Below are 11,608 nucleotides of genomic sequence, written 5' to 3'. Positions count from 1 at the left end.
CAATTATCTCTAACCTATGCTGGCTAAGTTCTTGCGGGATACGGAAACTCTCCAGTGTCCATATCGTCTCCCCCGCCCCTCCGCGAACACTGCTACCCCTGTGTGATAGCACGACATCTAACAACGTCCCTTTCCAATAGAAGGTAAAATCATGCACGTTTGAGAACTCTTCGCGCCCGGCGTGCATCCAGCGAAGGTAAACATCTTTCTCGCGATTGATCGTCCAATCTGACCTATAGTGTAACTTGTTGTGACGCTTATCTATTTCTTCTAAGCCATATTTCTTATCGTCTTCTTCCGAAACATACTCATTTATGAATCCCATTTTTCGCCGCTCCTTTTTCAAATCTGTTCTGAATGTTTTCATTTAAACCACTAATCGGTAATTCATTCCGATCTAGTGCTCTCTCACTTTCATCCGCATACTGCGTAGAAAGGATAAAAAATATCTAATACTCAATACGTTCCCACTGTTTTTCACCCAACCCACAGTAGCTAGCTTCAATTTCGATTTCAAGTTAACACGTAAGATTGTAATTCCTATTTAATAGCTGCGCTGAAACCGGTGGCTGACTATTAATCGTTTGGACTAGAAGATGTAAATTTCTTTGATGCCCCGGCTTCTCGTATTCACTGGTATTTTTGTCTAAGTGGGGTTTAAGACCAGTAAGCAATACCAAAAGAAAAAAACTATCAACTTCCCGCTTACTGATTTCACTACTAAACGGAAAATCCGCGTATCGATTTAAAGAGTGATTGGTAGGGACTCGGAAATCCAGAGACTTCTCCGGCGAACTATAATAGCCAAAATTTCTGGTAAGCTGAGCATGCGCATCCTGGTAGGTCATTGGCATTCAACTGCATCCTTGTTAAAAAACTAAAATTCAAATATCGCCTTGTGGGCCGTCAAACGAGATCGGACTCCAAAGTCCTTAAATACAACCAGAGCCTCTTTGAGATCATGAATAATCTCCGCTCTTTTATCTCTTAACTTGCCAGGAGTGCTCAGTTGGACAAGAGTCCAAACCGTCTGCCCTTCTCCATTCTCATAGCTCCCCTTATACTCTAAATCCACGTCAAACAGCGTGTCTTGCCAATAGAATGTAAAATAAAAATGATCAAAATATTCTTCACGTCCAGGGTACATCCATCTCAAATAGATATTCCTTTCGCGATCAATTGTCCAACTGGGTCGACTGTGGGCTTTTCGATACCGCTTATCGATTTCCTCCAAGCCATATTTCCTATCGTCTTCTTCCGAAACATACTCATTAATGAATCCCATGTCTCGTTGCTCCCTTTCAATCCATACCAAAAATACAACCTATCGCCAATATTAGCGATAAGTTGTATCTGACCCTACTTAGTGCTTCGCGTTACTCCACGCGCCCTGCTGTACACCCATGTCTCGAATCAATTTACTCTCAATCAAGGCCTGCACTAGCGGCGTAGTGGTTGGGGCAAATCCCAGCGAGTCTCTCAATTTGTCATCACACAAAGACACCTCTTCTCTCCACAAATACGACATCTCCATCACGCCACGAAACATCACCGAAAAATAGCTAAACACTTTCATCAACCACCATGGATAGCCGGTAACTTTTACCAATAGTCCGGTTGCCAGCGTAATAGCTTCAGCCATATCGTTAATGCTTGCGCGATAGCCTTTGTAGTGGAACACGTTAAACGTTTCCAAGGCATCGCTTTTATCGACTAATGCCGCAATCGTATGCGCAAGGTCTGGCACATAAGCCCAGGTGTGCGGTAACGATGCATCACCCGGTGCGCTAATCGTGACGCCTTTTTTGTTTTGTCTAAACAAATGTTGTGTCCAGGAACTACGCGCACCTGGCGCGATGAAGTCACCGGCACGCATAATGATGACCTGCGCTCCGTTTTCCGCTGCCCGTTGTAAACGCTGCTCCATGGCCAAACGTGTTTTGCCCAAGGTCGTCACCGGGTCCATCGCCGCGGACTCTTCAAACACCGGCCCATGCGCAGGATTGAGCACATAGACATTACCGGGAAACACCACCGTCAGCCCCTGCTCTTCCGCAACCGTCGCCGTTACATCGATCCACGGCAAGGCCTTGTTGTCCCAATCGTAGTTAGGCGGATTCACGCCATAAACAATCAGGCTCACACCGCTCGCCGCCGCACGCACATCCTCGATATTGGCCGCGTCACCTCGGCAAATCTGCATACCGGTAATAGATGCCTTACATTTATCGGGATTACGCACCATCGCCTTGACCTGCCACCCTTGTTGCGCCAGCGCCTTGGCAACATGGCCACCGAAAGTCCCGCCGATACCTAAAATCAAAGCCTTTTTCATCACCGTCTCCTTTGTTCACTGTGGTTTGTCTGTGTCGATGGTGATAGTATCGTTATTCTCACATGTTTATTGAATAGATAGAAATCAATTATGGATATACATATATGAATAACGTCAATTGGGACTATATCCGTGTATTTCTGACAGTATCGCGCCTCGGCAGCCTGTCTGCGGCGGCGCGGGAGCTTGGCGTTTCCCAACCTACTCTCAGCCGCGATATTCAAGCCCTTGAATCACAAACCAAATTGAATCTATTCAAACGCAGCACCCAGGGCCTGAGTCTTACCGAGGAAGGCCAGCGCCTGGTCGATGCCGCCAGTCAGATGGACAATGCCGCCGATAGCTTTCATCGCCAGGTGTCCGGGATGTCGGAAAAACTGGAAGGTGATGTGCGCATCAGCGTGAATGAAATCGTTGGTATCTACTTACTCCCTCCGGCCATCGCCGCCTTTCGCGCACAACACCCCGGCGTACACATCGAGATCGCGATTACCAATCAGGCCAGCAGCCTCAACAAACGCGAAGCCGATATTGCGCTACGCATGTTTCGCCCCACCCAACCCGACCTGGTCGCACGACGTTTACCCGATATGGAAATGGGCTTTTACGCGCATCGAGACTACATCGCCAAACACGGCGACCCAACCGACCTCGACAGCTTTAAACAACACACCATCATCGGCCTCGATGCAGACACGGAATTCATCGACGAAGCAGCCAAGATGGGCGCGCATTTTTCGCGCAACGATTTTGCTATCCGCACCGATCACTATCTCGCCCAAATCAACCTCGCCCGCAGTGGCGCAGGCATCGTCGGGACTCACGTCGAACTCGCCAAACATTGGCCCGAACTACAACGCATACTCGAATGGATTCCATTACCGCCACTGGAATTCTGGATCGTGTGTCACAGTGATACGCAGTACAACTCACGTATTAAAACGATGCGGGATTTTCTGGTGCAGTGGTTTGAAGAGGATGTGTATCGTGCCGTTGTGCTGTAACTGTCGAGCAACAACTGAATTTCCATGACAAGCGCAATGTATTTGCGACTAGAAATTAAATGTCGCAAAACTTGAAACGAATTCACAAGTTGTAGCACACTTAATGCTCCGAAGCTCCAGATCCGGAGAACTCCCTTGCAACACGGCTCAACACGTTTACATCTACGCCCTGTTTTACGTTCTTCGATCACGTTGACTGTGTTAATAGGCGTATTCCTATCCTGCGTATTGCTGGCGAGCCATTACCTGGACAGGCAGTTCGAGCAGGCTCACTGGCAAGCCGAGCAAATAGAGACCGTAAGCAGTATTACTGCGGAGATCACCGGCTATTTCCAACAAGCGCTTTCGGATCTGCTGTTGATTGCCAGCGATAAATCCAAGTTTGCCAATACTAGCCAAAGTAATGCTGAACTCATTGATCATTTTAGTCGGCTGGCGACAATATCGCGTAGTTATTACCAACTGCGTTTTCTAGACCTGTCCGGACAAGAAATAGCACGCGTGAATTTCGATGGTACTAAGCCTACTGTCGTACGTGGCGAGGAATTACAAGACAAATCCACGCGCCCCTATTTTCAACAATCGATAGGATTGAATGCGGGTGAAGTTTATGTCTCCCGTTTTGACCTGAACATTGAGCACCAATCTATCGAACTTCCGATTCGCCCTGTCGTTCGGATTGCGACACCGGTATTTAACCCAGCGGGTGAAAAAACAGGGATAGTGATTTTCAATTTCCTGGGCGACAAACTTCTAGGCCCCTTAACATTTCACGACCAGAACAACGATTCCAAATTGTATTTGGTTAACCATGAGGGCTACTACTTATATAGTGACCAGCCCGAGCAAAACTGGGGCTTCATGTATCCCGGTAGACCCTCATTTGCACAGCAATTCTCTGAATGGGAAGCGTTGTCTGCCAAAATGTCCGGGCAACTCGTTTCCAATACCGGGCTATTTACGTTCTCGACAGTCAATCGGCTGGAAAATATCTATCAACTATCGCTACATAGCTTCAAAGCCGCTCATCACGTTAAACTTGCGCTAGATGAACCGCCCTGGCGGATTGTTTCCTATGTGCCGGAGCAAACGCTTTACGCCGCAACCGAGCGTAGATTCAATTACGGCATCCTTGTCGTCACACTATTACTATTAGCTGCGTTTCCCATCACCTATGCATGGGCGAATTCTCGCGAAAAACTCAAAGCACTGGGAGAACTACAACGACTGTATGCACAGGCAATGGAACAAAACAGTGATCTCATCTATATCACCGATGCCAATGGCCTAATCCTCCACGCAAACAAAGCGACACAAGAGTGCACGGGTTATTCCGAGAGTGAAATTGTTGGCCAGCACCCAAGCCTCTTTAAATCCGGCATGCAATCAGAAGCGATGTACGAAAACCTGTGGAAGACTGTTAAGTCCGGTTCGACCTTCAAGGGACTATTTATCAACAAACGCAAAGATGGCGAGATGTTTTACGAACTGAAGACGATTACACCTATGCTAGACGAACACGGTGAAATCACCCACTTCGTATCAACTGGTGTCGACGTTTCTAAATTACAGGAATCCCGTTTGAAGGAAATGGTGTTGGCGTCTAATCTGGCCAGTGGCATCTCTCACCACTTTGGCAATATGCTTTGCGGCATTTTGGGCTATATCAGTCTGGCAGAAGTTCCGGGCATTCATAGCGGTGTGAGGGCGCAACATATACATAATGCACGCCTTGCGACAGAAAAGGCCACGAAATTGCTCGAAGAAATCCGAACCAGCGCAGGAGATAGCGCACTATCGCACCAACCACTGGACATTAGTCGCCTGCTGAAAAGAATCATTGCGGAAGACAAAAAACATCAGACGCCAACGATCGAATTTATCACCAACATATCAAGCGAAACACCAAACATTCTTGGCAATCAACAATATTTGAAAAAAGCCATTGAAGCGTTGTTAAAAAACGCCCGGGAAGCGGTTGGCCAACTCGGAACCATAAAGTTGACAGCTGCGTTGAGTGAACATACGCATCAACATTGTAGTTGTTGCGACTATCCCCTGGACGGTGAGTTTGTCGAAATCTCAGTTTCTGATAATGGCGCAGGTATAGCCCCCGAAAACATGCAATTCATCTGGGACCCCTTCTACTCCACAAAAGAATCCCGTCTACTGGTTGGCGAAACACCGGGGCTTGGCCTAACCAAAGTAAGAAGCATCGTCCACAACCACAACGGCCACATCATTGTCGACACTGACAACGAACACTACACGACAATTAGATTACTTTTCCCCCCAGCCCCACACCTGGTAGAAACGCTGCAAACTGAACCCGGTGAAAAAGAAACCGAGGCATTTCCTGCATAGCTGAAGATTTGGTCGGTATTTGATCGCGCGCATCATCTTCACATCAATACCGCACTGATATGTAAGCTAACACTCACCTGCTTTATTCCTCACGCATGCAATTTATGTTTGCATCCATGATTTTTTTGGGTTTAAATCGGGGACGAACGATGGGTTGGGCTGAACCGGATTACCCTGTAAAGGACGACGACAGGTTAAAACAACAATGTTTGGCGTCGTAATCTGTAAGTACAAATACTGGAGCAATCCCCAAACTTCCATTTTGGAACAAAAAATATTTGCGTCAGCCGCCTACTCGACTTCACCGGCACCAACACCGTCGCCGTTGAATGGACGAACCGCGGTACTAACAAGCAAGGCATAGACTTCGAATACAGCGGCGTCACCATCATCGACATAGAACTCGCCAAGGTGTTTCGGGTAAAGGATTACATCTTTGATCAGGATCAGGTGGCGAAGGCTTGAGGTGGGGGAGTTTCGACCCTTAGCGGACGTAGAACAAAGTTAAATTTGTTGAAAATCGAACAGTTCTTTGACAGCAAATGATAAGAGGAACTTATCAGTGAGTGACCGATTTGTAAGATGGCAAGGCTATACGATGAGTCAGCTTACTTTTGTGTTAAATATGTTTTTTGGGTTATCTGTTGCTGCGCTTGCTTTTGCATTCTCACTAGTTAGAGATAAAGATTTTATTTTAGATTCTTGTTCTAAACACACGCTTCAGATTTGTCTCGTGTCGCTTTCTATTGCAGTTTTTTCTAGTTGTGCAGCAGTCGTTTCTCGACTTTTCGACTATCGATTCACAGCTCAAAAGTTACGATCTGACCAACAAAGTGAGATTGAATTATCTGCTGTTTACAAATATAAGTCTTATGTACTTGGTCAACTTACGTGGCGTTTATTTTGGGTGCAGACAAGCACAATGGCGGTAGGTTTGTTTTTATTGGTGATTACGGTGCTGTGGGGATATTCAGATAAGATTTGGTAATATAGGATGGTTCCGTATACGTGAATATTGGTTAGATTCTGAAATTGGGTTATCATCACATGTATATGACTAAAATAATAAGAAAAAACGGTTAAAATTTTGCTTAATATAAAAAAACTGAACAGTCTTTAGCTATGCAAAGTACCGATATAGAAATTAGAAAAGCCTTTCATAATAAAAGGTTAATATCCTATCATAATTGCCCAAAAACCTTGGTAATAGATGAATTGGGTGTATCACACGGACAGCATCGGATTGATATAGCCGTCTTAAATGGCTGCATTCATGGTTATGAAATAAAAAGTTCTAAAGACAATTTATCCAGACTTTATGATCAGCTTACTGCATATAGCAAATGTTTTGAAAAGCTATCTTTCATAGTGGCACCTAATCATATAGATGAGGTGTTATCTTTGGCTCCCGAATGGTGCGGCGTTATTTTAGCTGAGAAGGGAGCTCGTGGCGGTATTTATTTTTCTTCATTGAGAAGAGCAAAGAAGAACCCTGATATTGAGATACAAGCAATGGCGCACTTTTTGTGGAAAAAAGAAACTATTAATTTATTGAAATTCCTTGGTGTTGAAGAAAGAAAAATAAAGGGCGCGAGACAAAATCTTTACGAGGCTTTGCCTGGCTTAATTACGCCGTCCGAGCTATCTGTATGGATAAAAAAACAATTTATGCAGCGTGAAGATTGGAGAGTTGCTCAACAACCTTTGTTAGATGGTGATTTACGCCGACCTGCTTCCACGTAGACAAATTGCCAGTTCCTTCTTTTCCTGTAGCAGTATCACTAATGCGCTTGTCTCCAATCGAAAAATCACTTCCGCTAAAATGCCCTGAATTGATAATTGATTGACAGTGATCAACCATTTGACTCTCGTTTCCTCTAAATGCTTTCCCTTTGGTTACATACCAATAGTCAGCAATTGTATAGACAACCTTTCCTGCTGGCTTCATTAAGCGCATGTCACCGCTAATAAATTTAGGATTTTCAATCGTATAATCGCCAAAAGAAGGTGTCTGGCCAGTGTTTACCAGGTTGGTTAATAATTCTTTATACAACCCCCATTCATGGCGTTGTACTTTACCTCCAGGTTTAGAAACTTCTGATAGTTGAAGTGATGTTCCAATAATGACCAGTGACCGGTACTCGCTCAGCTGTTTTATTGTAGCTATCCGATGACTAAGTGCTTTTGAGAACGTAACATAAGGTTCGAAAGACTGCGGTTGCTCTAGGTCTAGTATTAGATCAACTTGTTTTCGTTCTATTTGTAATGTTTTAAGAAGATCATTTATGGAGTTATTCAGGGATGGTTCCATTAGTTCTTCGAGAAAAATCCTAAACGCTACCCCTTTATCATTTCCTTTCAATATTTTCTTAATATCACTTTGATAACCGGAACTTTTAGAAAACCCTGTAACAGGGGTTATGTTGCAGCCTTCTTTCAAAAGGCTTTGAAAAACATGTGCTATAACAGTTTCGCCGTCATCCATCAATTTGTCTTCTAGGCTGTCATGCAAATCGATTAATGCATGCCTTGTTCCCCATTTAGTGCAGAATTTCTTTGGAAAAGGATCGATATGCTCATGAGGGGTGTGCTTCATCTTTCGTTCCTCAAAATTGTACTCTATGGGAGGAATCACAATTAGAGGGACAATCTTATCCTTTACTTTAGTTTTCAGTTTATAAAGGGCTTGGTATTCCCCTTGTCTCCATTTCAGTACTGGGACATAAATAGACTTATCAATTTCCATTTTTAGTTACCTAAATATTTTCTAACTTCGCCCTGTCCAACTAGTTTATTCAAAATTAGATAATTATTACTCTCTTTTCGAATTCTCCCCGCAACAATACTTGGATGTACCACGAGTGTTTGGGCATCTAGTTTTACTGATTCTTCAGACATAGAGAATCGTGATAAACACAGCTCCCACTTTTCATCAGGAATCAACGTATTCAGCGCAAATTCGTCCGCTTCTTTCTCGAGACTATCTTCTTCTTCATTATTTTCTTCGTCAAAAAAGTCCATATTTAAAGAATCAAAAAGGTGTAGAAATATGTGTCCTAATTCGTGCATTAGAACAAACCAAAAGTTATCTAAACGATCATAACGCAACGTTAAAGCAATAACAGGATTTCCAGTTTCAAGCAGCATTGCTGCGCCATCAAGGTATGTGCCTTGCAGGTGCTCCTCTATAACAAGAATGATCCCTTTACTTGCTAGAAAATCTTTAACCTTTTTTGGACTATCGCTTTTTGTGCTCAACTTTACCAGTTGATCTAACCAAGAATCATCGTAAACAAACTCGTCGATATTGAATTTCTCTACTTCGTTTCTTGCTTTCTGCAAGACACGCGCTTGCCACGCTAATAAAGCATATTCGTTAGGCCTGTTTGCACCGTGGAATTTTTTACGATGAAGTGCAGTAGCATACTGGGTTCCAGCGGAAGCCATAAAAAACTCTTTAACTGCTGATATAGGAGACTCTTTATGCTTGAGGCTCAACCAGCCTTTCTTGATCATTTCTTTGATTGGGAACTTTGTCCAATCAATTGCATCTGCGTCTTGCCAAACGAAAACAGTATCCTCTGATGTGAATTTTGATCCTTCCCACGCTTCATTAAGTTTAACTTCTAAAATATGAGAAACCTCAATGAGTCTCGCTAAACTAGCTCCCATATATTCACTAGCTTCATATCTTTGGATTTGTTGCGCAGTCATGCCCAATTTATCTGCAAGTTCTTTTTGGGACAGTCCTTTACCTATTCGAGCTTGGATAAGTACTCTCGGTAGGTTGCTGAGATCTGAGCATTCAGAATATCTAATCTTTCCTTCTTTAATGAGGTTGTATTCAACCAGCTGAGCATTTAAATCAGTAATTTGACTTTTAAGAGCATCTTTTTGGGCAATAGCCAGCCAGTCAGGAGTAGCATGTTGATCATACTCCTCAAGTACAGTCTGAAGCTTTTCAATTTGCTTTGCTGTAATTTTGTATTGTCGCTCGTTATAAATCATGTCTAATTTTCCTGTGCTAAATCAGAAGGACTCTTGGCTCAAATCTATTAGCACTATCCCCTTTTGTTTTCCTGTAAAAGATTCTGTCTGAAAAAAATCTATAAATGCCTGACCATTTCCCGCATCTAAGTGAAAGGGAAAAAACTCTCCTTTATATTTTGCTTTTTGATTTGCACGCTTGTTTTTAAAATCTAAAAAAACTGGGTCTAGTAGTTTGACATCTACGCCTGTTGGATTCCAACAAGCATCATAATCACCTGGTTTTGGCTTGCCTGTTACGTAACTACCATCGAGAAATACATAACGACAACCTGCGACAGATAGAGCCCTTAGGGCTTCAACAAGGCCTTGAAAGAGGCCTCTTCTATGCGGGTTTGTTGCAAAACTTTGCTCCACCTCTCTGAGGGAGGCTTGATGGATGTTGGGTGGCAGCACCTTCCAAGGCGCGCCAGTAAGGTTTACTAGATCAGGAATCATGACACAACAATAATGTTGTGTTGATGGAATGTCAACCCCTCTGTATTGCTTACTGCTCGTATTTAGATTATGTGCAATAAAAACAACAGGATATCGTTCTTTGAGGGTTGGTAGAGAATTTGGAGTTCGTTACACGTAAATTGTTTCTTTTTAAATTTCCGTTTGTTCTGCAATCTCCAAAGCATCATCTACCTCAATCCCAAGATATCGAATAGTGCTTTCCAGCTTGGTATGCCCCAACAGAAGTTGAACAGCCCTAATATTCTTCGTCCGCCGATAAATCAAGGTAGCCTTGGTTCTCCGGAGCGAATGCGTTCCTTAGTCGTTCGGGTCAAGGCCAATCAATGAAACCCACGATTTCACTATCCTCGAATAGTGACGGGTTGAGAGATGGGGTGTTTCGTGGATACGACTTGGAATAAGATAGTCATCTGATCGGAGTTTTGCTTCCGCGATCCATGCTCCCAATGACTCTCGTGTTTGTTGGGTAATCTCAAATTGAACCGGACGCTTGGTTTTCTGGTGTAACACCATGGTACGCGACATTACTTTGGTGCCGTGTGCCACATCTCGAACCTTAAGCTTAACGAGGTCACAGCCACGGAGCTTGCTATCGATAGCCAGGTTAAATAAAGCCAATTCTTTGGTTGCATTGGCTAGTTGAACCCGTAGCCGTTTTCGTTCAATTTAGATCAAATGCTGGGGAAGCTTCAGCCCCCGATTAATTTGTGTGATAACATCCTCCGGGTAACGCAAGGTTAGCTTGCAGCTGAGGTGAAGTAGATGCAAAAAGACTGGTTATTGGAGAACATTGAAAAAATCATGACCGGTATTGAGATTGTCGGTTATCTCATGGTGGCTTCAATTTTTGTTCTTTATTTTGTGCTGAAAAAGAAGGCTAAAGAGAAACGAGAAAAAGAATCTGATAAATCGTAGTAATTCCTACCATATTAATGGGGGATAGCTGTATCGAGCAGTGCGAAAAGCACTGAATTTTACTCTCACGCGTTGGCGCCTCTCGGAATTGAATAATTGATGGAGTACCAGGACTGGTGTGGTTTTTGTAAAAACGGTAAGGCGGAGTTCTGGTTAGAAGAATCAAACGAGTGCACCACTCCCATTCATCTTGCTTTTTCCACGGAAAACAGGTCGCAGGTTGATGCATTTTATGCGGCGGCGATTGAGGCTGGAGCAAAAGACAACGGTGCACCGGGAATAAGAGAGATCTCTCTTTTGACAGGTGGGCTTGGATCAATGATACTGGCGATCAACCAGGAACAGGCGGTTTATACCTCCTCGTATAGACGCCCCAATGTCAACCCTGATTTCTGATTGATGAGAGCAGATGACCTTGGACTTACATCCTCGTATTCGCGTGCTGGTTAACGCATTAAGATCTGTCCGTTTGGGGTAACCACAA

At 43.9% G+C, this 11,608-nt stretch carries 12 protein-coding genes and 1 pseudogene; 6 read left to right on the top strand and 7 right to left on the bottom strand.

Annotated features, from left to right (window positions below; genetic code table 11):
• The 3 genes from OEZ43_21755 to OEZ43_21745 all read right to left on the bottom strand — a co-directional run.
• Positions 1–325 (bottom strand): hypothetical protein (locus OEZ43_21755; protein ID MDH5548205.1); only part of this gene is annotated, 325 nt, incomplete at its 3' end.
• 552 nt (positions 326–877) lie between these two features.
• Positions 878–1,285, bottom strand: coding sequence for a hypothetical protein (locus OEZ43_21750; protein ID MDH5548204.1), 408 nt, complete (start codon positions 1,283–1,285; stop codon positions 878–880).
• A gap of 78 nt (positions 1,286–1,363) precedes the next feature.
• Positions 1,364–2,335, bottom strand: a complete 972-nt coding sequence (locus OEZ43_21745; protein MDH5548203.1) for a sugar nucleotide-binding protein — start codon at positions 2,333–2,335, stop codon at positions 1,364–1,366.
• 104 nt (positions 2,336–2,439) lie between these two features.
• Between OEZ43_21745 and OEZ43_21740 the strand changes: the two genes are divergently transcribed.
• The 4 genes from OEZ43_21740 (at position 2,440) to OEZ43_21725 (ending at position 7,446) form a co-directional block, all read left to right on the top strand.
• Positions 2,440–3,339: a LysR family transcriptional regulator gene (locus OEZ43_21740; GenBank protein ID MDH5548202.1), complete on the top strand. Its 900-nt coding sequence runs from the start codon at positions 2,440–2,442 to the stop codon at positions 3,337–3,339.
• A gap of 135 nt (positions 3,340–3,474) precedes the next feature.
• Positions 3,475–5,703: a PAS domain S-box protein gene (locus tag OEZ43_21735; GenBank protein MDH5548201.1), complete on the top strand. Its 2,229-nt coding sequence runs from the start codon at positions 3,475–3,477 to the stop codon at positions 5,701–5,703.
• Between the two features lie 562 nt (positions 5,704–6,265).
• A complete protein-coding gene (locus tag OEZ43_21730) occupies positions 6,266–6,691 on the top strand; it encodes a hypothetical protein (GenBank protein ID MDH5548200.1) in 426 nt (141 codons plus the stop codon).
• 134 nt (positions 6,692–6,825) lie between these two features.
• Positions 6,826–7,446, top strand: coding sequence for a sce7726 family protein (locus tag OEZ43_21725; protein MDH5548199.1), 621 nt, complete (start codon positions 6,826–6,828; stop codon positions 7,444–7,446).
• Here OEZ43_21725 and OEZ43_21720 read toward each other — a convergent pair.
• The 4 genes and pseudogenes from OEZ43_21720 to OEZ43_21705 all read right to left on the bottom strand — a co-directional run bounded on the left by OEZ43_21720 (position 7,370) and on the right by OEZ43_21705 (position 10,875).
• Positions 7,370–8,449, bottom strand: a complete 1,080-nt coding sequence (locus tag OEZ43_21720; GenBank protein MDH5548198.1) for a beta family protein — start codon at positions 8,447–8,449, stop codon at positions 7,370–7,372. The two genes, OEZ43_21725 and OEZ43_21720, sit on opposite strands and share 77 nt — an antisense overlap.
• A 2-nt stretch (positions 8,450–8,451) precedes the next feature.
• Complete coding sequence (locus OEZ43_21715) at positions 8,452–9,711, bottom strand: XRE family transcriptional regulator (GenBank protein ID MDH5548197.1); 1,260 nt, start codon at positions 9,709–9,711, stop codon at positions 8,452–8,454.
• Positions 9,712–9,732: 21 nt separating this feature from the next.
• On the bottom strand, positions 9,733–10,188 hold the full coding sequence (locus tag OEZ43_21710) for a hypothetical protein (protein ID MDH5548196.1): 456 nt from the start codon (positions 10,186–10,188) through the stop codon (positions 9,733–9,735).
• A 150-nt stretch (positions 10,189–10,338) separates the two neighbouring features.
• Positions 10,339–10,875: pseudogene (locus OEZ43_21705) on the bottom strand (tyrosine-type recombinase/integrase).
• A gap of 96 nt (positions 10,876–10,971) precedes the next feature.
• Here OEZ43_21705 and OEZ43_21700 point away from each other — a divergent pair.
• Both OEZ43_21700 and OEZ43_21695 read left to right on the top strand, forming a co-directional pair.
• On the top strand, positions 10,972–11,124 hold the full coding sequence (locus OEZ43_21700) for a hypothetical protein (GenBank protein ID MDH5548195.1): 153 nt from the start codon (positions 10,972–10,974) through the stop codon (positions 11,122–11,124).
• Positions 11,125–11,220: 96 nt separating this feature from the next.
• On the top strand, positions 11,221–11,520 hold the full coding sequence (locus OEZ43_21695; GenBank protein ID MDH5548194.1) for a hypothetical protein: 300 nt from the start codon (positions 11,221–11,223) through the stop codon (positions 11,518–11,520).
• Positions 11,521–11,608 lie beyond the last annotated feature (88 nt).

The organism is Gammaproteobacteria bacterium (genome assembly GCA_029881255.1).
Lineage (GTDB): Bacteria > Pseudomonadota > Gammaproteobacteria > S012-40 > S012-40 > JAOUMY01.
This window is presented reverse-complemented; position numbering and strand designations above follow the sequence as displayed.